The organism is Streptomyces sp. NPDC087859 (assembly GCF_044742595.1).
Lineage (GTDB): Bacteria > Actinomycetota > Actinomycetes > Streptomycetales > Streptomycetaceae > Streptomyces > Streptomyces canus_F.
Genome location: NZ_JBIUUU010000035.1, coordinates 13,860 through 32,592, shown reverse-complemented (window position 1 = coordinate 32,592; position 18,733 = coordinate 13,860). Strand labels below are relative to the sequence as shown.

At 69.4% G+C, this 18,733-nt stretch carries 19 protein-coding genes; 9 read left to right on the top strand and 10 right to left on the bottom strand.

Annotated features, from left to right (window positions below; translation table 11 throughout):
* Positions 1 to 319 precede the first annotated feature (319 nt).
* Positions 320 to 1,099 (bottom strand): IclR family transcriptional regulator, encoded by a 780-nt coding sequence (locus ACIOHP_RS48365; RefSeq protein WP_401898018.1) that lies wholly within the window; start codon positions 1,097 to 1,099, stop codon positions 320 to 322.
* A gap of 145 nt (positions 1,100 to 1,244) precedes the next feature.
* Here ACIOHP_RS48365 and ACIOHP_RS48360 point away from each other — a divergent pair, with 145 nt between their 5' ends.
* The 3 genes from ACIOHP_RS48360 (at position 1,245) to ACIOHP_RS48350 (ending at position 5,216) form a co-directional block, all read left to right on the top strand.
* Complete coding sequence (locus tag ACIOHP_RS48360; protein WP_401898015.1) at positions 1,245 to 2,444, top strand: FAD-dependent monooxygenase; 1,200 nt, start codon at positions 1,245 to 1,247, stop codon at positions 2,442 to 2,444.
* Positions 2,445 to 2,650: 206 nt separating this feature from the next.
* Positions 2,651 to 4,348, top strand: a complete 1,698-nt coding sequence (locus tag ACIOHP_RS48355) for a thiamine pyrophosphate-binding protein (RefSeq protein ID WP_401898013.1) — start codon at positions 2,651 to 2,653, stop codon at positions 4,346 to 4,348.
* A 595-nt stretch (positions 4,349 to 4,943) separates the two neighbouring features.
* Positions 4,944 to 5,216, top strand: coding sequence for a hypothetical protein (locus ACIOHP_RS48350; protein ID WP_401898010.1), 273 nt, complete (start codon positions 4,944 to 4,946; stop codon positions 5,214 to 5,216).
* 74 nt (positions 5,217 to 5,290) lie between these two features.
* On the opposite strand, the gene ACIOHP_RS48345 is transcribed toward ACIOHP_RS48350, so the two are convergent.
* The 7 genes from ACIOHP_RS48345 to ACIOHP_RS48315 form a co-directional block, all read right to left on the bottom strand.
* A complete protein-coding gene (locus ACIOHP_RS48345) occupies positions 5,291 to 6,229 on the bottom strand; it encodes a dioxygenase (protein WP_401898008.1) in 939 nt (312 codons plus the stop codon).
* A gap of 14 nt (positions 6,230 to 6,243) precedes the next feature.
* Complete coding sequence (locus ACIOHP_RS48340) at positions 6,244 to 7,299, bottom strand: maleylacetate reductase (protein WP_401898005.1); 1,056 nt, start codon at positions 7,297 to 7,299, stop codon at positions 6,244 to 6,246.
* Positions 7,299 to 7,895: a nuclear transport factor 2 family protein gene (locus ACIOHP_RS48335; protein WP_401898003.1), complete on the bottom strand. Its 597-nt coding sequence runs from the start codon at positions 7,893 to 7,895 to the stop codon at positions 7,299 to 7,301. The genes ACIOHP_RS48340 and ACIOHP_RS48335 overlap by 1 nt, the downstream gene beginning before the upstream one ends.
* Before the next feature lie 32 nt (positions 7,896 to 7,927).
* A complete protein-coding gene (locus ACIOHP_RS48330) occupies positions 7,928 to 9,418 on the bottom strand; it encodes an aldehyde dehydrogenase (protein ID WP_401898001.1) in 1,491 nt (496 codons plus the stop codon).
* Positions 9,419 to 9,584: 166 nt separating this feature from the next.
* On the bottom strand, positions 9,585 to 9,989 hold the full coding sequence (locus ACIOHP_RS48325) for a nuclear transport factor 2 family protein (protein WP_361919399.1): 405 nt from the start codon (positions 9,987 to 9,989) through the stop codon (positions 9,585 to 9,587).
* Entirely contained in the window at positions 9,986 to 10,948 is a 963-nt protein-coding gene (locus tag ACIOHP_RS48320) for a PDR/VanB family oxidoreductase (protein ID WP_401897999.1), read from the bottom strand. Before ACIOHP_RS48320 ends, ACIOHP_RS48325 begins: the two co-directional genes overlap by 4 nt.
* Before the next feature lie 9 nt (positions 10,949 to 10,957).
* A complete protein-coding gene (locus tag ACIOHP_RS48315) occupies positions 10,958 to 12,253 on the bottom strand; it encodes a Rieske 2Fe-2S domain-containing protein (RefSeq protein ID WP_093788804.1) in 1,296 nt (431 codons plus the stop codon).
* Between the two features lie 266 nt (positions 12,254 to 12,519).
* Between ACIOHP_RS48315 and ACIOHP_RS48310 the strand changes: the two genes are divergently transcribed.
* Positions 12,520 to 13,161, top strand: a complete 642-nt coding sequence (locus ACIOHP_RS48310) for a TetR/AcrR family transcriptional regulator (protein ID WP_401897997.1) — start codon at positions 12,520 to 12,522, stop codon at positions 13,159 to 13,161.
* 95 nt (positions 13,162 to 13,256) lie between these two features.
* On the top strand, positions 13,257 to 13,679 hold the full coding sequence (locus ACIOHP_RS48305) for a heme-binding protein (protein WP_401897996.1): 423 nt from the start codon (positions 13,257 to 13,259) through the stop codon (positions 13,677 to 13,679).
* A gap of 220 nt (positions 13,680 to 13,899) precedes the next feature.
* On the opposite strand, the gene ACIOHP_RS48300 is transcribed toward ACIOHP_RS48305, so the two are convergent.
* Positions 13,900 to 14,115, bottom strand: a complete 216-nt coding sequence (locus ACIOHP_RS48300; protein ID WP_401897994.1) for a hypothetical protein — start codon at positions 14,113 to 14,115, stop codon at positions 13,900 to 13,902.
* 257 nt (positions 14,116 to 14,372) lie between these two features.
* On the opposite strand from ACIOHP_RS48300, the gene ACIOHP_RS48295 reads away from it, so the two are divergent.
* Positions 14,373 to 14,657, top strand: coding sequence for a hypothetical protein (locus tag ACIOHP_RS48295; RefSeq protein ID WP_401897991.1), 285 nt, complete (start codon positions 14,373 to 14,375; stop codon positions 14,655 to 14,657).
* A 264-nt stretch (positions 14,658 to 14,921) separates the two neighbouring features.
* Here the strand turns inward: ACIOHP_RS48295 and ACIOHP_RS48290 are convergent, their stop codons facing one another.
* The gene (locus tag ACIOHP_RS48290; RefSeq protein WP_401897989.1) at positions 14,922 to 15,803 is read right to left on the bottom strand and encodes a LysR substrate-binding domain-containing protein; all 882 of its coding nucleotides are present in this window, start codon (positions 15,801 to 15,803) and stop codon (positions 14,922 to 14,924) included.
* A gap of 71 nt (positions 15,804 to 15,874) precedes the next feature.
* On the opposite strand from ACIOHP_RS48290, the gene ACIOHP_RS48285 reads away from it, so the two are divergent.
* From ACIOHP_RS48285 to ACIOHP_RS48275, 3 genes are read left to right on the top strand one after another with little or no spacing between them, the layout of a single operon-like run.
* Entirely contained in the window at positions 15,875 to 17,080 is a 1,206-nt protein-coding gene (locus tag ACIOHP_RS48285) for a thiolase family protein (protein ID WP_401897986.1), read from the top strand.
* A complete protein-coding gene (locus ACIOHP_RS48280; protein ID WP_401897984.1) occupies positions 17,077 to 17,772 on the top strand; it encodes a 3-oxoacid CoA-transferase subunit A in 696 nt (231 codons plus the stop codon). Before ACIOHP_RS48285 ends, ACIOHP_RS48280 begins: the two co-directional genes overlap by 4 nt.
* Positions 17,769 to 18,431, top strand: coding sequence for a 3-oxoacid CoA-transferase subunit B (locus ACIOHP_RS48275; protein ID WP_401897982.1), 663 nt, complete (start codon positions 17,769 to 17,771; stop codon positions 18,429 to 18,431). Before ACIOHP_RS48280 ends, ACIOHP_RS48275 begins: the two co-directional genes overlap by 4 nt.
* The last annotated feature ends 302 nt before the right edge of the window (positions 18,432 to 18,733 follow it).

Genomic DNA, 18,733 nt, shown 5'->3' with positions numbered 1-18,733 from the left:
CGGGACACGGCCGGCAACGCCCGCCGCGACTCCGCCTCCTCTCAGGAGAGCAGTTGCGGCGGGCCGCGGTGTACAGGAGACAACGATCGACAGACACACTCGGGCAGGAGTCGAACGATGACCACGACACACCCGGAGACGAGCAGGAACCACGTCCGGATACCGGCCACGGTCGCCGAGGCCCAGGCCGAGGCCGCGTGGCTCGTCGCGATCACGCACGGCGACGAGGAACAGCGTGACGGATGGCGTCTCGGTCACCTGCAGCTCTCCCGGCGGCAGCCGCCGGTAGGAGGAGCCGGTTTCCTCGCCCTGCGAGAGGTCACGAGGGGCGAATGGGGATGCCCGGCCTCCAGCCGAGACTCCTGGACAATCCGAGTCCGCTCGTGACCAGCGAGGGAACGGCCGCTTGCAGTTTGATCGAGCCCGCGGCCACCACGACGGAGAGGGCCGCGACGACTTTGCCGCGTCCGTCGACGATGCGCGTCGCGACCGACTCGGCCCCTTCGCTCAGCTCTTCCTTGACGACCACCGTTCCGGTGGAGCGGCAGGACGCGAGTTCGCGACGGAGTTCGGCTGGGTCCACGATCGTCTTGGGAGTGAAGCGTTGCAGCCTTCCCGCCAGCACCTCGTCGATGAAGGCCGGACTGCTGTGGCTCAGCAGCACCTTGCCGACACCTGAGCAGTGCAGGGGTAGAAGGCCGCCGACCTGCGAGGTCAGTCCTACGGCGTTGACCGCCGACAGCCGCTCGATGATCACGGCCTGGTCGCCCTGGAGGACAGCCAGCTGCACATGCTGGCGAAGAGCCGTGTACAGGTCCTCCACGAACGGCTGCGCGGCGCTGCGGAGCGTCTCGGCGCGCGGGGCGAGGGTCCCGAGGCGCCACAGCGGCAGGCCGATCGCGAAGCGGTTGTCGCTGGTGCGTTCCAGTGCGCCGGCCGCCACGAGTTCGAGCGTGAGGCGCCTGGCCGTGGCGTGCGGCATGCCGGTGCGTCGGACCAGGTCGGCGAGGGTCAGCTCGGTGTTGTCGGGGTCAAAGGCGAACAGCAGATCCCAGAGCCGGGAGCTGACGGTGCGTCCTGGTTCGTTCGCACGAGGCATGGGCCCCTCCTTCATCATGTGGCCCCGGTCACTCTAGCTTCAATGTTCGTTGGATGGACCAGGCTGTTCTTTCAGCGCGCATTCTGCCGAACTCTTGCAGGCAGCCAGTTACCACCTCGCCAGAGGCCCACGGGAGTGAAAGAGCATGATGAGTACGGAAGCAGGCCCCAGGATCGCGATCCTCGGCGGTGGCATCGGAGGCCTCGCTGCCGCGGCCTTCCTCCGCGACAAGGGCTTCCACAGCGACGTCTACGAGCAGGCCGCAGCCCTGACTGAGGTCGGTGCCGGCCTGGTGATCGCCCCCAACGCCGCCCGCCTGCTCCGGCGTCTTGGCGTGCTGGACCGGTTCATCGAGCGCGCGGTACAGATGGAGATCGGCTGGGAGTTCCGACGCTGGGAGAACGGCGCCGTCCTCTCCGCGGAGAACCTTCGGGAGGGGTGCAAACGCCTGTACGGCGAGCACACCTACGCCGCCCACCGCGCCGACCTGCTGGCCGCCCTGAGGTCGGCTGTCCCCGAGCACTCGCTCCATCTCGGCAGGCGCTGCGTCTCTGTCGAGTTCGAAGGCGACCAGGCGGTTCTGCGGTTCGAGGACGGCGAGACGGTTCGCCCGGACATCCTCATCGGTGCCGACGGAGTCCACTCACGCGTGCGTGGCGCCATCGTCGGGCCGACTCAGGCCAGGGAGTCGGGCATCTGCGCCTTCCGGGCCCTCGTACCGGCGCACAAGGCACCCGAATTCGCCAGGCGGCACGCCCAGACCCTCTGGATCGGCCCCGACCACCACCTCGTGCACTACCCGGTCTCCGGAGGGGAGTACGTCAACCTCGTCGCCTTCGCACCGGCGGGTGGCAACAGTGTTGAGTCGTGGACGGCCACCGCGACGGTCGGGGAACTGCTCGACGAGTTCGACGGCTGGGATCCGCGTCTGGTGGAACTGATCAGGTCGGCCGACACGCCGGGACGCTGGGCGTTGCTCGATCGTGAGCCCCTCGACCACTGGAACCGCGGCAACGCGACCCTGCTGGGTGACGCGGCCCATCCGATGTTCCCCTTCTTCGCCCAGGGCGCTGCCCAGGCGATCGAGGACGGCGCCGTCCTGGCCCTGTGCCTCGCGGAGGACCCGGACAACCCGTTCGCGGCGCTGGGGCGCTACGAAGAGCTCCGTCGACGCCGCACGGCACGCCTGCAGGAGGTGTCGCACGGGAGGTCCCACGTCAACCATCTTCCGGACGGCCCTGAACAGCAGGCCCGCGACCTGGCGTACTCGCAGGCCGACCCACTCAGGGCGAACGGCTGGATCTACGAGTACGACCCCGAGGTCGCCATCTCGGCCTCGGTGTGAATCAGCCCCGACGCTCCGCCCCGGCGGGCACGGTCGACGGGTCTTGACCTTCCCCTGTCGAACAGGGCGTTGACCATCCAACGAACACGGCCATTGTCGTCCCCCGGGCCGCATCCGAGACTCCGCTACGGACGGCCCGTGGCGTGGCCCTGTCTCCACCGACTCTTGTTGAATCCCTGAGTACATCCAGAAGGGCGGATCATCGAATGGCACCCGCAACCGGTAGTGGGCTCGTCGTGCGAACTTTGCAGCGAGCCGGAGTCAACGTCGCCTTCGGCCTGCCCGGAGCACACATCGACCCCGTTCTCCAGGAGGCCAAGGACGCCAAGCTCCGGGTCGTCGACGTGCGCCACGAGATGAACGCCGGTCACGCGGCCGAGGGCTATGCACGGGTCACCGGGGACCTGGGGGTCGCCGTCGTCACGGCCGGGGGCGGTTTCACCAACGTGCTGACCTCGATCGCCAACGCGTATCTGGACCGGACCCCCGTGCTCTACATCGCAGGCTCCGGTCCGCTCGAGACGGATGAGGTCAACGACCAGCAGGCCGGATTCAACCAGGTAGCCATGGCCGCCCCGGTGACCAAGTTCGCGCACCGCGTCACCCGTACCGAGCTGATCCCCCGCCTGGTCGCCCAGGCGATCCGCATCGCGCAGTCGGAGCCCAAGGGCCCGGTGCTCCTCGACATCCCCTGGGACGTCCTGCGTCAGACGGTCGACGTCGACGAGTTCGAGGACTACCGCGTCGAGATCGACGGCACCGGCATCGCCCCCGCCGGCGGTGTCGACCGGATCATCGAGGCGATCGGCGCCGCCCAGCGGCCGATCGCGCTGGTCGGCAAGTCCTTCGTCACCGCCGAGGCACGCGCGCAGCTGCACGAGTTCGCCGCCCGTACCGGAGTGCCCCTCTTCTCCGACTGGGAGGGGCTCGGCGCGATCGTCGGCTCCGAGCAGCACGTCGGTCTCGTCCAGACCCTGGCCACCGTCCCCGAGGACGAGCGGCCCGACCTGGTCCTTCTGCTCGGGCTGCGCTTCGGGATGACGACACAGTTCGGCACCGGCCGCCTGCTCCCGAAAAGCGCGCGGATCTTCCAGATCGACCCCGACGGTCGTGAACTGGGCCGTCTGCAGGATGTGGAACTCGGCATCCAGGCCGATCCGATCGGCACGCTCGGCCTGCTGAACGAGCGCTTGGGTGACAGCCCCGTGCCCCCCGGGCGCGGTGACTGGCTGGCGACCCTGCGGGACGTCTCGGCCACCCGGCGCTCGGCACTCGCCGCCGAGACCGAGGAGCACGAGGACGACGCGATCCACCCCTACCTCGCGGTCCGCACGATCGCCGAGAGCGTCCCCGACCAGGCCACCGTGCTCGTCGACGGCGCCCTGACCGAGCTGTGGCTCTCCGAGACGATCGCGCTCGCGCCGCTGGCCCACTACCTCGGGCACGGCTATCTCAGCTCGATGGGGAGCAACCTCGGCGTGGCCCTGGGAGCGCAGTACGCCGCCCCGGACAAGGCGGCGATCCTGGTCACCGGTGACGGTGCTGTCGGCTACAGCCTGGCCGAGTTCGACTCCCTCGTCCGGGCGGGACTCCCGGTCGTCGTGATCGTCCTCAACAACCAGGCATGGGGCGCCACACTGCACACCCAGCAGTTCTTCTACGGACAGGACCGTGTCACCAACAACCGCCTGGAGAACGGCTCCTACAGCGGGGTGGCACGAGCTCTTGGTGCGGACGGAGTCGACGTCACGGAACTCGACCAGCTCCGACCGGCGATCGAGGCCGCCCTCGCGGCACGCCGACCGACGTGCATCGACGTATGCGTGAGCCTCGCGCCCATTCCGCCGGAGGAGCGTGTCCTGAACGGCGGAGCTCCGTTCGGCGGCATCGAGATCGACGCGTGAGCCGCCACTTCTGACCCCCACGAAGGAAGGCCATGAAGGACACGACTGACGCCGGAAGCCACGACCTGGTCGTCGAGGACCGGCGTCAGCGTTTCCCCGGGAAGACCTGCCTCGCCACCGGCGGCAGTAGGGGGCTGGGCCTGGCAGTCGCACGGGCGAGACGGCCGCCGTCGATCACTACCCGCGCCACCAGACCCGAGCGAGGGCGACCAGCACGGAGTTTCCCTTCGGCCAGCCGACCGATGCCATCATCCAGGTCGCGTACGCGGTCCCGGAACTCACTGCCGGGATGCGTTGGTGGACTGACGAACTCGGCGTTGGGCCCCGGTTCGTGAACGGGAGGGGCGCCGGCGAGGACTCGACCTACCGAAGTGAGCCGGGGAGGGCCGAGTTCACCATCGGGCCTCGCCATCTCGGGGTGCGAGAGTTCGCGGAGTTGCTGCCGGCCTGACCACATGGAGCCGGGCCCGCCACCGGCCTCGTCTCCGCGACGCGGTGCGCCTTTCCGCGAAGCGCCCAAGCGGACGTTGTGGACGACCCCGTCGTCCACAACGTCCGCCGTTGGCGAGCGGCCCTGGAGGGCTACTGTCCGTTGGTGAGTTCGATCGAGCCGACGCTGGCCCTCGTCGTGCCCAGCATCGAGAGGCTGATGGCGTCCGGGCGCATGGCGCGGGTCCCGATGGACGTCCTGTTCTTCGCCGTCATCACTCCCGTGGCCGGACTGGTGCAGGAGCCTTTCGCCCGGCGCCTGGGCCGCCCCGGGCACCTGTCTCAGGCGGAACGTCTCGCCAGGGCGGAGGCCCTGGCGAGACTGGTGGTGGACGGCCTGCTGGCCTCGGGCGACGCGAAGCGCCGGTCGTCAGTGTGAAAAGGCGGCAGGTCCTGCCTCCCCGGTCGGGGAGGCAGGACCTGCCGTATGCCCGTAGGGGCGAGGACGATGTGTCATACGCCTGTAGGGGCGAGGACGATGTCGAAGCGCACCCGGCTCCAGGTGCCGTCGACGACGCGGCCGTCGGGTGTGGGTGTGCCGGCGGGCTGCCGCTCGAACCGTTTGATCAGTGAGTCCTTCACACCGAAGACGGTGTCCTTGCGGCCGATCGGGTCGCCCTCGGGGAAGATGTGCGTCACCAGCGTGCGCCCCCCTTCGTGGGACACCATGAAGTGCAGGTGGGCGGCGCGCAGCGGTGAGCGGCCGACCGCGTCGAGCATCTTGCCGACGGGTCCGTCGTTCGGGATGGGGTACGGCGTCGGGGTGAGGCCCCAGAAGCGGTAACTGCCGTCGGCCGCGGAGAAGAGGTGCGCCCGGCCGGCGCGCTTTCCGGCCTCGTACTGCACGTCGTACAGCCCGTCCTCGTCGGCTTCCCAGACCTCGATCAGTGCGCCGGCGAGCGGGGTGCCGTCGGTGTCGGTGACGGTGCCCTCGACCCAGCAGGGCTCGCCGGGGGCACCGAAGGCGAGGTCACCGCCGAGTTCGATCGCGGGGGAGTCCTCGACGAAGAACGGCCCGAAGACGGTCGCCTCGGTGGCACCCTTGTAGGCCTGGTTGTTGACGTTGATCGTCTGCATGCTCGCGCCGAGGGTGTCGGACAGCAGGATGAACTCCTGCCGGACCTCGTCGGTGATGTGCCCGGCCTTGGTGAGGAAGCCGATCGCCGTCCCCCACTCCTCCTCGGTCAGCCGGACCTCGCGGATGAAGGAGTGCAGGTGTTTGACCAGGGAGGTCATGAGTTCCTGCAGCCGTGGGTCCGCGCAGAGGTCGAAGGAGGCCACGACGTTGTCGACGAGCTGCTGCTCGACCGCCTGCTGCTCCAGGGAAACCTCGCGGTAGATCGCGTCGTGAGTGCCGGTCTGGGCCGAACCGGGGTTGACGTAGGTAGCCATGACGGCCTCTTCCTTCAGTTGATCGGGTCGCCGGCCCACGCCGCCTCCAGCAGCAGGGTCAGGTTCGCAAAGGTGACGGGGGTGGGGTTGTTGGCCGGGATCGCCTTCATGACCGGCCCCAGCGCCTTGGCGATGCCGTCCTGGGGCATGCCGTAGGCGCGCAACGCCCTCGGCGCGTCCAGCACCTCGCGCAGGGCGGCCAGGCCGGCGCTCGCCGTCCGGGAGCCGAAGGCCTGAGCGACGCGTGCCTCCGCCTCCGGGGCGTGGGGGGCGTTGAAGGCCAGCACGTAGGGCAGCACGACCGCGTGGGTCTGTGCGTGCGGGAGGTTGAACATGCCGCCGAGGACATGGCAGATCTTGTGATGCATCCCCGAGCCGGCCGAGGCGAACGCGACAGCGGCGAGGTAGGCGCCGTACAGCGTCTGCTCGATGCCCTCCACGCTGGTCGAGTCGTCGGCCACCTCGGGTAGGCCGGTCGCCAGTGCGCGGATGCCCTCCTGCGCCAGCGCCCGGTCGATCGGGTCGGCACGCGGCCCCCACATCGAGTCCACGCAGTGCGCCATCGCGTTCAGGCCGCTGGCCACCGTCATCTCGCCGGGCAGCGTGGTCAGCAGGGCGGCGTCGTAGACGACCGACGCGGGCAGCACCTTGTCGTCCACACCGGTGGTCTTGGTCTCGCCCTCGGTCAGGCCCCACACGTTGGTCGCCTCGGAGCCCGCGTACGTGGTGGGTATCGCGACGATCGGCAGCCCGGTGGTCAACGCCACCGCTTTGGCCAGGCCCGTGGTCGAGCCGCCGCCGACGCTGACCAGGATGTCAGCTCCCGCGTCTGCCGCCGCCTGGAGGGCTCGCGCCGCGACCTCGACCGGTACGTGCATCACGACCTCCTCGTGACGCAGTACGACCGGGATCTCCTTGGCGATCGGGTCGGCCAGGTCCTTCTCGCGTTCCGACGCGATCAACATGACCTTGGAACTGCCGAGCGCCTCGACCTCCGCCGCCGCGGCGGCGGGTGAGTCCCCGGCCGCGAACACCACCCGCTGGGGAAGGGTTTGGTGGGTGAACTTCATCAGGCCTCCACCAGCCATTGCTTGCCTTCGCCGTAGAGCTGCTCGACGGCGGTGCCGGTGAGACCGGGAAGCCCGTCCTTCACCGTGAAACCCGCCTTGGTCTGCAGGTATGCCAAGTGCCGGTAGCCGGTCGGGAACCGGTTCAGGAGCTCGGGATCCAACGTCAGCGAGGCGCCGGGATCCACGACGTCGAGCCGGTCCTTCTCGTAGATCGGCTGCCGGCGTACGAGGGTCCAATGACCCGCGTGGCGGGCGAGGAAGTCGTAGAAGCGTCCGGTGCAGACGACATCGACCTCGACGCCGTCGACGCTCGCGCGCTGGTTGATGGTCATCTTCGTCTGGGCGACGGCCCGGTTACCGACGATGTCCGCGGTGTGGCCACCGAGGAAGTGGAGGATGCTGACGCCGTTCTCGAAGCCCTCACGACTGGCCTTGATGAAGTCGGTGGCGCTTCCCTGGAACCAGGTGGCGTTCATCCAGCCGTCGCGCGGATGCCAGACCGTGGCGAAGCGGTCCCAGTCTCCGGCGTCGCGCCACAGCGCCCAGTTCTCGGTGAGCCGCCGGATCTCGTGGCGGTCGTTGTCGGCCTGCGACATGGTTCGATCTCCAATCGATCTCGTCGTGCAGGTCAGATGGGGTAGTGACGGGATCCGGACTGGATGGTGATCCAGCGCAGCTCGGTGAACTCCTCCAGCGCGGCGCGGGACCCGAACCGGCCCCAGCCGCTGGCGCCGACTCCGCCGAAGGGCATCTGGGGTTCGTCGTGCACGGTGGCGCCGTTGATGTGGCAGATGCCGGACCTGATCCGGCGGGCCACGTCGAGTGCGGCGGCCGCGTCCTTGCCGAAGACCGCGGCGGAGAGCCCGTACTCGGTGTCGTTGGCCACCTCGACGGCCTCGTCGGTCGAGCCGACCTCGATGATCGAGACGACTGGCCCGAAGGTCTCCTCGGTGTAGATACGCATGTCCGGTGTGACACCACGCAGCACCGTGGGCTTCACGAACAGACCGTCGTGCGTGCCACCCGTGAGGACCTGTGCGCCCTTGGCACGGGCGTCCTCGATCAGCGCGACCACGTGGTCACGGGCGGCGGCATGGACCAGCGGACCGATCTGGGAGGTGGGGTCGCTGGGGGGTCCGACGACGAGCTTGGCGGCACGCTCGGCAAGCCGGGAGGAGAGCTCGTCGGCGACGGTCCTGTCGACGATGACGCGCTCGGTCGACATACAGATCTCGCCCTGGTTCATGAAGGCGCCGAAGCTGGCCGCCGCGGCGGCCTCCTCCAGATCGGCGTCGGGAAGCACCAGGAAAGGCGCCTTGCCGCCGAGTTCCAGCACGACACGGGTGAGGTGGCGACCGCCGAGTTCGCCGATGATGCGGCCGACACGGCTCGATCCGGTGAAGTTCACGCGTGTGACGGCGCGGTGGGCGATCAGCGCCTCGACGACGCTCGGACCGTCCTCGGGCGCGTTGCTGATGAGGTTGACCGCTCCGGCGGGCACGCCGGCGTCGTGCAGCACCTGGACGATGGCGGCCTGGGTGAGCGGTGTCTGCTCGGAGGACTTCAGCACCACGGTGTTGCCCCACACCAGCGGCCACACGATGGAGCGTACGCCGAGGATCAGCGGCGCGTTCCACGGTGCGATGCCGACGACGACGCCGACCGGCTGACGTACGCCGAGGGCGGTCAGGCCGGGCACGTCCGACGGGATGACCTCGCCGACGGCCGCGTACGCCTGGGCCGCCGCCTCGACGAACATGCCTTTCGCGACATGCACGTTGAAGCCGCACCAGGGGAGGGTGGCACCCATCTCGCGGCTCATCGTGGCGACGATGTCGTCGGTGCGCTCGCCGAGCAGGACGGCCGCACGCTCCAGAACCGACCGCCGCGCGGCCGGCGGGAGTCCCGACCACTCCGGCAGGGCGGCCGCCGCCGCGTCCACCGCGAGGTTGACGTCCTCGACGGAGGCGGCCGCGACCCGCGCGATCGGTTCACCCGTCAGAGCCTCGGTCGTCTCGAAGTAGCGGCCGTCCCTGGCCGCGACGTGCTCGCCCGCGATGACGAGGTCACTGGTCCGGACCGCGCCGGATGCGGGTGCCTCGGTCTGAGTGGCTGACATGTGTTGCCTCACTTCTACGACAGCGGCGATCGCCGCATGAACCATGCATGGCGATCGCCGCAGGAACCATGTACTCGAACACTCCATGACCGGCGGCAGACCCTGAACGCAGTTGTCCATTCATCGAACAGCGGCGGGAGGATTGTGTCGTCGGTCTTCCGGGACGTCAGACCGGCGGGAAACGCCTGCCCATGACCATGTGCGCCAGGCGCCAGCCCTCCGCGGTCTCCTCCCAGACCTTGGTCACTACCTCCTGCATCGGGAAGGGCGCGAGGCTCTCGTCGAGGATGGTGGACATCTCGTGAAAACACGTGGTGATCGCGGTGTTGCCACGCACCGTGATCTCGAGCTCTGTGGCCTTCGCGGCGACGGAGCGGCGGCGGGCTACATGGAAACGGGCCCAGGTCTCCCGGTCGTCGACCATCCCGACCGGGTTATGGACGACGCGGCTGTCCTCGAGCATGAGGGGGATCAACGCTTTCTCGCCCTCGACGAGAGCGGCGAGCCATGCGGCCTCTGCCTGCTTGATCGCCTCGACGGCGTTGGTGTTCGCGGTGGACTCGGATGTCATAGGTCCAGCTCCAGAATCGGTGAGTGTGCTCGTGACGAGCACGTGGTGAACAAGCCGTCCGCGCGCTCGCGGTCGGTCAGGATGTCGTCGCGGTGGTCGGGTTCTCCGGCGAGTACGCGCACGATGCACTCACCGCAGATCCCCTGCTGGCACGAGTAAGGGGCGTCGACGCCGCCCGCGAGCAGGACGTCGAGGACGCTCTCGCCGTCCTTGACCTCGTACTCGCCGCCGGACTTGGCGAGCCGCACGGTGAACGCCCCGCCGGCCGTGTGCTCGGCGGCGTCCGCCACCGGTGTGAAGCGCTCTTTGTGGATCGCATCGGCAGGCCAACCCGCCCCGAGTGCGGAGGAGATCACGAAGTCCATGAAGCCCCCGGGACCACAGACGTAGATCGCCGTCTCGGGGTCGGGCCGGCCGATGTCGGTGGCGATGCCGAACCGCTGGTCGTCCGGGCCGTCGTCGAAGTGGAGCCGAACGCGGGGGTTGTGCTCCAGCTCGTCGAGGAACGCGGCATCCGCCCGGCTCCGAGTGCAGTAGTGCAACTCGTAGTCCGCGCCCCTGGCTTCGAGGGCGTGCGCCATAGCCAGCAGGGGTGTGACGCCGATCCCGCCGGCCACCAGCACATGGTGACGTGCCGCGTCCGATACGCCGAACCTGTTGCGCGGAGGGGAGATGCGCAGTCGGTCGCCCTCGCGGAGCCGGTGCATCCCCAGCGAGCCGCCGCGCGACTCCGTCTCGGCCAGCACGGCCAGCCGGTATCGGGTGAGGTCGTGCGGCGGCCCGCACAGGGAGTACTGGCGGACCAGCCCGGCGCCATCGTCCACCGCTACGTCGACATGGGCGCCGGCGGCGAATTCCGGGAGTTCGCAGCCGTCAGGACTGACCAGATCAAGCACCACGATCCGGGCAGTCGCGTCGCGCCGGGCGACCACGATGGTGTCGAACCACTCATTGCTCATCGTTGTTGCTCAGACTCCGGCGGTGGCCTGGGCCTCGGCGTCGTCGCCCGCAGAGCGCTTGCCGAGGGTGAACAGGCCGGTCTCGACGTGGTGGACCTCCGACGCGTCGCGGATGATGTTGATCGGGTCGCGCCCGGCCTCGACATCGTCGGCCATCGTCAGAAGCATGCGACGCAGCATGACGACGCCGCGGTCCCCGGTGGCCAGGGTCTCCTCGGAGTCCAGGGTGATCGCTCCCTGCGAACCCTGGGCCTCCGTGTCGCCCGGGAACTTCTGGCGCTCCTCGTCGGTGAGCTCGTGGTTCTGCTTGCCGTCCTGCGTGATGCCGATGACGAAGCGGACCATGCGCTCGGGGTCGTTCGTGCGGATCGAGAAGAAGACGCGGTGGCTGGTGTCGTCGGAGGGCACGACCCACAGCAGCTGGTCCGACCGCCCGTCGGGCGTGGGCTTCACGTAGTCCGGCAGGCCGAAGACGTTGGGAAGGTGTTGATCGACCGCGAAGCCGTACTCGGTGACCTCGCCGTCCTCGCCCTCCATCTCGAACCGCTGGGTGTACTTCACGCCGTGGTCGGTGCGCTCGTACGTCAGGCGCTCGGCGATGGTGGCCGGGTCGAAGAAGTTCTCCGGGTAGCCGAAGGTGCCGGTGCCCAGCATCTGGTACCCGCTGTGCGTGGAGTGGAGCCAGGTGACGTGCGTCGGGTCGGCGGAGTTCTCGTAGATGTTGAGCCAGCTGAAGTCCGTCGGCATGCCGATGACAGCTGCGTGCGGGACCGGCCAACTGGCGAAGTACTTCTCGTCCTCGGCGGGGTTCTCCAGCGCGTCGTAGCGGGGGAGTTCGGGCTTGAGCTCGGGCGGGCCCATGTAGACGAAGACCAGGCCGTAGCGCTCCGCGACGGGGTACCACGGCTGACGGGCGGCGTCGCGCCTGCGTCCCAGGCCCGGCTCGCAGGCCTGCTCGATGCAGTGGCCCTGGACGTCGAACTTCCAACCGTGGTAGCAGCAGCGGATGCCGTCGTCCTCCACGCGGCCGTAGAAGAGGCTGGCGCCGCGGTGGGTGCAGCGCTCGATCACGACTCCGGGGTTGCCCTGTCCGTCCCGGAACACGACCAGGTCCTCGCCCAGTACGCGGGTCTTCTGCGGCAGAGCACCGGCGATCAGCGTTTCCGAGCTGGCGATCGGGTGCCAGTAGCGGCGCAGGGCCTCGCCCATGGGTGTGCCGGGCCCCACCTCGCGCAGCCGGGCGTTGTACGAGGGCTTCGGACGACCGTAGGCCGTGCCGGTGTCGACTTCTGAAGTGGTGGTCATCCTGCTGTCTCCCGTGCGGCTCGGGCGCACAGCCAGTGGCGCGCGCAGAGCAGGGGAGAGCACCTGCGAGAGCACCGCCATGTGCGACTCGAATAGGATTGTTAATTCACATTCGCATTTCGCTGCGCCGTGCGTCAAGAGCCACGTTCATGTGCTCCCTCGGGCCGGGAGGGGTGGCCCGAGGGCGGCCTCGGCAGCGGGTCGGTCGGGCACGTTGCAGCCCATGTCCGAGGTGTATGGCCCCTGGCTGCCTTTAGGCTGGGGCGGTGAGTACCGAACCGACACTCGATCTGCCCCCGGCCCAGCAGGCGCGCAGCCGGCTCACCCAGCAGCGGATCCTGGAGGCGGGTACGGCTCTCCTCGAAGAGGGCGGCACCGAGGCGCTCACCGTCGCCGCCGTCGCTTCTCGTGCGGGCGTCTCGGTGGGCAGCGTCTATCGGCGGTTCGGTGACAAGGACCGCCTGCTCGCGGCGCTGCAGCACGACATGATCGACCAGTTTCGCGCCGACATCATTCACCGCTTCGCTCCGCTGCGCACGGATCCGGCCGCGCTGGTCGCCTCGGCGGTCACCGGGCTCACCGAGACGTATCAGGCGCACGAGCGTCTGATGCGCGTCTTTCTGGCCGCGGGTGCCACCGATGCTGCCGTGGCGCGGGTCGGGTCCGAGGCCGCCATGGACGCCAAGCGTGTCTTCCGGCAGTTCTTGGAGCCGATCGTGCTGGTGATCGATGCGCCGGAGCCGGAATTGCGTCTGGATGTCGTCTATCGCTTGATCTATGGGTCCTGTCAGAACCGCGTGTTGTACGGCGAACTGTTCGAGTCCGACCGGCCGCTGACGTGGCGTCAGCTCACCGACGAGCTCGTGGGCGTGGCCTGCCTGTATCTCCTCGGCGCACCGGCGCGGTGAGCCCCGGACTCATGATGTGAATGCGAGGTTCGCTTCACATTTGCGTCGGGCGGCTCCATACTGGGCGCTCGGTCGTCGAGGAAAGGACCCGCTCCATGCGAGAGCCGCTCAGCTACGAGATCGCGCACGACGCCGCACTTGCCGCTCTCGAAGCAGGAAGGGCCGACGGACACAAAGTGTGTGCTGTCGTCGTCAACCGAAGTGGCGTCACGAAGGTGCTTCTCAGCGACGACGGCGTCGGCCTCCTCGGCGTGGAGACCGCGCGACGCAAGGCCTACACGTCGGCCGTGAGTGGTGTCCCCACGGCCAAGTTCGCCGCATTCGCCGCGTCCCCGCAGATGCAGGTGGCGCCTCCCCACCTGGTCGATGCCAACCTTCTGCCGGTCGCCGGCGGCGTGCCGATCGTGACGGTCGACGGGGAGGTCATCGGTGCGATTGGCGTGGGCGGGGCGGACGACGTCACTGACGACCGCATCGCGCAGCAGGCTTGCGATTCCGTCGCGAAGATCGTTGCGTAGGTCGTCGCCTGGGCCTGCCCCTCTGGTTGGTGCGGTGGCTGAGCTGATGCGGCGCTGCCGTCGTCGCGACCCCGTACGGCTGATCTCCGGGTGCCGGTCGGCGTGACCTCGCATCGCTCGCCCGCCGCTGCCGGGAACGTTGACCCGGTTCGACGCGATGACGACGCCGCTCAAGCGGCAGGGTGAGCTGGAGTTCGCTGCCGAAGCGCGTGTGGCGGACTCATGCCGAGGCCGGACGCGGTGGCGACCCCTTGCGCTCGAGGCGGGCCACGACCTGGGAAGGACGCGAAAGCGAACCCTCGGCGTACGCGGCGAGCGCGCTCATGCGCAGTTCCCGCTGCGGCGACTCCGACAGTGCCGCCATCACCCCGTACTCGAAGTGTGTCAGCCCTTCGTCGCACAGTTGCGTGTCGAGCGCGTGTTCCAGGTGCCGCATGACGCCCATCAAACCGAGCCAGGCGCGGCGCTCCTCCTCGTCGAGCCAGCAAAGGCACGGTCTGGGCCGTCCCGGCCTCCGGCGGAAAGGCGACCGCCTGGCTGACCGACCCGGCCCTCTCGCCCAACCCGTCCGTCCCGTTCGGCGCGAACGGGCTCCGCTTCCACAGAGGCGCCGTCTGGGTCTCCAACAGTGCGCAGGGCACCCTGCTGCGCATCCCGGTCACCGCCACCGGAGCCCCGGGCCGGGTCCACACCGTGACCAGCGGCCTCACCAGCGTCGACGACTTCAACTTCCTCAACGACCGCACCGACGTGGTGTTCGCCGCGCAGAACGGCCTCAACCAGGTCGCGGTCGTCCACCCCGACGGGGCCACCGAGACCGTCCTGACCGCCTCGGACGGTCTCGCTTCACCCACCTCCGTCGCGGTACGCGGAAACCGGCTCTACATCACCAACGCCGGTTTCGCCGAGCCCCACGACGCGAAGGTGCAGCGTGGAAGGATCAACCCCGCTGTACTGAACTGCGGCCCAGCCTCCTGAACCTGCCGCTGCCGGGGTCCGATCGAAGATGGTGCTCGTGCAGCTCGACCCGGCCGCTCCGTCAGCGACGTGCTGACCCCGCAGGTGTCGATCCGGACGGACTCTTCGAGCTGCCCGACTAGACCGTTGCGCGCACCGGCCACGGTGACTTCCCGGTGAGGACGATCTTCCCCGAAGGACTGGCCCGGCTGTGCGCGACTCCCGTTGCGGCGGCAGCTCCGCAGGCCGGCGCTCACCGGGCCCACCCCGGCGTCGGTGGACGTCTCAGAACATCGCCCGGATGATCCCCACGGTGCGCGCCAGGTGCGGCTCGGAGCGGTCCGCGCGGTGGGCGACGGCCAGTTCCACGCGTGCGTCGGCCCCGGCCAGTGGCAGGTAGACGACGCCGTCGAGAGCCAGCGCGGTCACGGGCTCGGGCACGACGGCGACGCCGAGGCCGCCGGCCACGAGGGTCACCAGGGTCGAGGTCTCGCCGACCTCGTGGCGGATGTGCGGCTCGACGCCCGCGTCGCGCAGCAGGCCCAGCACCACGTCGTACATCACCGACCGGCGGTCGGCAGAGTGCACGATCAGATCGGCACCGGCCAGGTCCGCTGCCCGCAGCCGTTTCCGGCGGGCGAGCGGGTGGTCGACCGGTACGGCGACGACGAGCCGGTCCCGCCGCAGCGTGTGCACGGTGAGGGAGAGATCGGCCGCCGGAGGCCGTAGCAGCGCGACGTCGATCGCACCGGTGCGCAGCGCTTCGACCTGGTCGGGAGCGAGCATCTCGCCTCGGAAGGAGAAGTCGACACCGGGGAGCACCTCCGTGAGCCGGCGCGAGAGCGCGGGCAGGAGGCTGTACGTCGCCGAGCCCACGCACCCGATCGCGAGGTGCCCGACCGAGCCGGCGGCGACGAGCCGTGCGTGATGGCCGGCCTCGTCGACGTCGGCGAGGATCCCGCGCGCCCGCTCCAGGTAGGACCGGCCGGCCTCGGTGAGGTCGACGCGGCGTGTGGTGCGGTGCAGCAGCTGGACGCCGAGCTCGGTTTCGAGCTGGCGGATCTGCTGGGACAGCGGTGGCTGGGCCATGTGGAGCCGCTCGGCGGCGCGACCGAAGTGCCGCTCCTCGGCCACCGCCACGAAGTACCGCAGGTGGCGCAGATCCATATGTCATCCATATCAATCGGCTCGGATATGCGTACTTCAGAATATCGCGGACCGGGATTAGCGTCGCTGCCATGAGCGCTTTCATCTACGCCGCGACACGCACGCCGTTCGGCCGCTTCAACGGCGCGCTGGCCGGGGTGCGCCCCGACGACCTCGCCGCCGCCGCGATCACCTCGACGCTCGCCAAGGTGCCGGGTCTCGACCCCGTCGCGATCGACGATGTGGTGTGGGGCAACGCCAACGGCGCCGGCGAGGAGAACCGCAACGTCGGCCGTATGGCGGCGCTGCTCGCCGGGCTTCCGGTGAGCGTGCCCGGCACCACGGTCAACCGGCTGTGCGGCTCCAGCCTCGACGCGGCCATGACGGCCAGTCGCACGATCGAGTCCGGCGACGCCGAGGTCGTGCTGACCGGCGGCGTGGAGTCCATGACGCGTGCGCCGTGGGTGCTGCCGAAGCCGGCGAAACCGTTCCCGGCCGGCGATGTCACCGCGGTCTCGACCACGCTCGGCTGGCGGCTGGTCAACCCGCGGATGCCGACGGAGTGGACGGTCAGCCTCGGCGAGGCCAACGAGCAGCTCCGGGAGCGCTTCGGCATCTCCCGCGAACGGCAGGACGAGTTCGCCGCCCGCTCCCACCAACTTGCCCATGCCGCCTGGGAGTCGGGCTTCTACGGCGATCTCGTAGTGCCGGTCGAAGGCGTCGACCTGACGCGCGACGAGGGCATCCGGGCCGGATCCACGCCGGAGGTCTTGGCCGGCCTGCGGCCGGTCTTCCGTACGGCGGAGCAGGGCGGCACCATCACTGCGGGCAACGCCAGCCCGCTCAACGACGGAGCCTCCGTGGTGCTGTTGGGCAGCGAGAAGGCTGCGGCCGTGATCGGGGCCGACCCGATCGCCCGTATCGCGGGCCGCGGTGTGATGGCGCTGGAGCCGCAGGCCTTCGGCTACGCCCCGGTCGAGGCCGCGAACCGTGCGCTGGCCCGGGCCCGGATCGGCTGGGATCAAGTGGGCGCGGTGGAGCTCAACGAGGCCTTCGCCGTGCAGTCGCTCGCCTGCGTCGACGCGTGGAAGATCGACCCCGTCATCGTCAACCAGAAGGGCGGCGCCATCGCTATCGGGCACCCGCTGGGCGCCTCGGGCGGCCGCGTCCTCGCCACGCTGGCCAAGGTGCTGCGCGAAACGCGGCAGCGCTACGGCGTCGCCGCGATCTGCATCGGGGTCGGTCAGGGCCTGGCCGTCGTACTCGAGAACTGCGACGTCATGGGGGCGGACCGATGAGCCGGGCGGAGATCCTCGAAAGCACCGACGCCGCGGTCGCCGGGATCGAGGACGAGTCCACGATCCTCGTCGGCGGGTTCGGCCTGGCCGGGATGCCGTTCGATCTGATCGACGCGCTCATCCGGCAGGGCGCGAAGGACCTCACGATCGTGTCCAACAACGCGGGCAACGGCGACGTCGGGCTGGCCGCGCTGCTGGCTGCCGGCCGGGTGCGCAAGGTGCTGTGCTCCTTTCCGCGCCAGGCCGATTCCTGGGTCTTCGACGGCCTCTACCGCGAGGGGAAGGTCGAACTGGAGGTGGTGCCGCAGGGCAACCTCGCCGAGCGGATGCGCGCGGCCGGTGCCGGTATCGGCGCGTTCTACTGCCCGACCGCCGTCGGCACGCCGCTGGCCGAGGGCAAGGAGGAGCGGGAGATCGACGGCCGCAAGTACCTGCTGGAGTATCCCATCAAGGGCGACTACGCGCTGATCGGCGCGCACGCCGCGGACGAGATGGGCAACCTCGTCTATCGCAAGACGGCCCGCAACTTCGGACCGGTCATGGCCACAGCCGCGACGACGACCATCGTCCAGGTCGACGAGGTCGTCGAGCCCGGAAAGCTCGACCCCGAGGCCGTCGTCACCCCGTCCATCTACGTCGACCGGGTCGTCCAGGTGGAGGCCCGCCACTACACCGTTCAGGGGGCACGATGACCGTCACACGAAGCGATCAGGTGGGCGCCGACCACCGGCTCTCGATGGGCGAGTTGGCTGCCGTCATCGCACGCGACATTCCCGCCGGTTCTTTCGTCAACCTCGGCATCGGCCAGCCCACCAAGATCGCCGACCATCTGCCGGTCGGCTCAGGGGTGGTGCTGCACACCGAGAACGGCATGCTCAACATGGGCCCGAGGGCCGAGGGCGACGCGGTCGACCCCGACCTGACCAACGCCGGCAAGGTCCCGGTGACGGAACTGCCCGGGGCGGCGTACTTCCACCACGCCGACTCCTTCGCGATGATGCGCGGTGGGCACCTCGATGTCTGCGTCCTGGGGGCCTACCAGGTCGCCTTCGACGGCGACCTCGCCAACTGGAGCACCGGCAAACCCGAGGACGTCCCCGCCGTCGGGGGCGCCATGGACCTCGCCATCGGCGCCAAGGACGTCTACGTGATGATGACGCTCTTCACCCGCTCCGGTGAGCCCAAGCTTGTGCCGCACTGCACCTACCCGCTCACCGGCGTCGGCTGCGTCAGTCGCGTCTACACCGACCACGGTGTCTTCGAAGTCGGCCTCGACGGCGTACAGATCCGGGAGACGTACGGCGTGAGCGCCCACGAACTCGCGGAACGACTCGGCATCGAACTGCCGTAGATCGCTTCCATGCCGCACCGTCCGGACTGTGCCGGGTTCCGACGGAAGGCGACCACCTGGCCGGCCGACCGGCCCCGCTCTCCCGGCCGCTCAACGGCGTCAACCAGGTCGGGGTCGTCCACTCCGACGGGACCACGGAGACCGTCCTGACCGCCGTGTTTCACCCACCACGGTCGCGGTACGCGAAGACCCGGCTCCGTCGTACTGGACTGCCGTCCTGCTCTGGGGGCCGCGAGTGTCGGGCGGGGTTGTCGGACCCTGACCGTCGGCACGTGCCGCGAAAGGTGGACAACGCCGAGCGG

Bases quoted from the DNA above. Each gene is read 5' to 3' on its own strand.
- ACIOHP_RS48355 (WP_401898013.1), top strand. From the start codon at position 2,651: ATGGCACCCGCAACCGGTAGTGGGCTCGTCGTGCGAACTTTGCAGCGA.
- ACIOHP_RS48285 (WP_401897986.1), top strand. From the start codon at position 15,875: ATGAGCGCTTTCATCTACGCCGCGACACGCACGCCGTTCGGCCGCTTC.
- ACIOHP_RS48300 (WP_401897994.1), bottom strand. From the start codon at position 14,115: ATGCGGCACCTGGAACACGCGCTCGACACGCAACTGTGCGACGAAGGG.
- ACIOHP_RS48365 (WP_401898018.1), bottom strand. From the start codon at position 1,099: ATGCCTCGTGCGAACGAACCAGGACGCACCGTCAGCTCCCGGCTCTGG.
- ACIOHP_RS48360 (WP_401898015.1), top strand. From the start codon at position 1,245: ATGATGAGTACGGAAGCAGGCCCCAGGATCGCGATCCTCGGCGGTGGC.
- ACIOHP_RS48320 (WP_401897999.1), bottom strand. From the start codon at position 10,948: ATGAGCAATGAGTGGTTCGACACCATCGTGGTCGCCCGGCGCGACGCG.
- ACIOHP_RS48325 (WP_361919399.1), bottom strand. From the start codon at position 9,989: ATGACATCCGAGTCCACCGCGAACACCAACGCCGTCGAGGCGATCAAG.
- ACIOHP_RS48330 (WP_401898001.1), bottom strand. From the start codon at position 9,418: ATGTCAGCCACTCAGACCGAGGCACCCGCATCCGGCGCGGTCCGGACC.
- ACIOHP_RS48345 (WP_401898008.1), bottom strand. From the start codon at position 6,229: ATGGCTACCTACGTCAACCCCGGTTCGGCCCAGACCGGCACTCACGAC.
- ACIOHP_RS48340 (WP_401898005.1), bottom strand. From the start codon at position 7,299: ATGAAGTTCACCCACCAAACCCTTCCCCAGCGGGTGGTGTTCGCGGCC.
- ACIOHP_RS48290 (WP_401897989.1), bottom strand. From the start codon at position 15,803: ATGGATCTGCGCCACCTGCGGTACTTCGTGGCGGTGGCCGAGGAGCGG.
- ACIOHP_RS48280 (WP_401897984.1), top strand. From the start codon at position 17,077: ATGAGCCGGGCGGAGATCCTCGAAAGCACCGACGCCGCGGTCGCCGGG.
- ACIOHP_RS48315 (WP_093788804.1), bottom strand. From the start codon at position 12,253: ATGACCACCACTTCAGAAGTCGACACCGGCACGGCCTACGGTCGTCCG.
- ACIOHP_RS48335 (WP_401898003.1), bottom strand. From the start codon at position 7,895: ATGTCGCAGGCCGACAACGACCGCCACGAGATCCGGCGGCTCACCGAG.
- ACIOHP_RS48305 (WP_401897996.1), top strand. From the start codon at position 13,257: ATGCGAGAGCCGCTCAGCTACGAGATCGCGCACGACGCCGCACTTGCC.
- ACIOHP_RS48275 (WP_401897982.1), top strand. From the start codon at position 17,769: ATGACCGTCACACGAAGCGATCAGGTGGGCGCCGACCACCGGCTCTCG.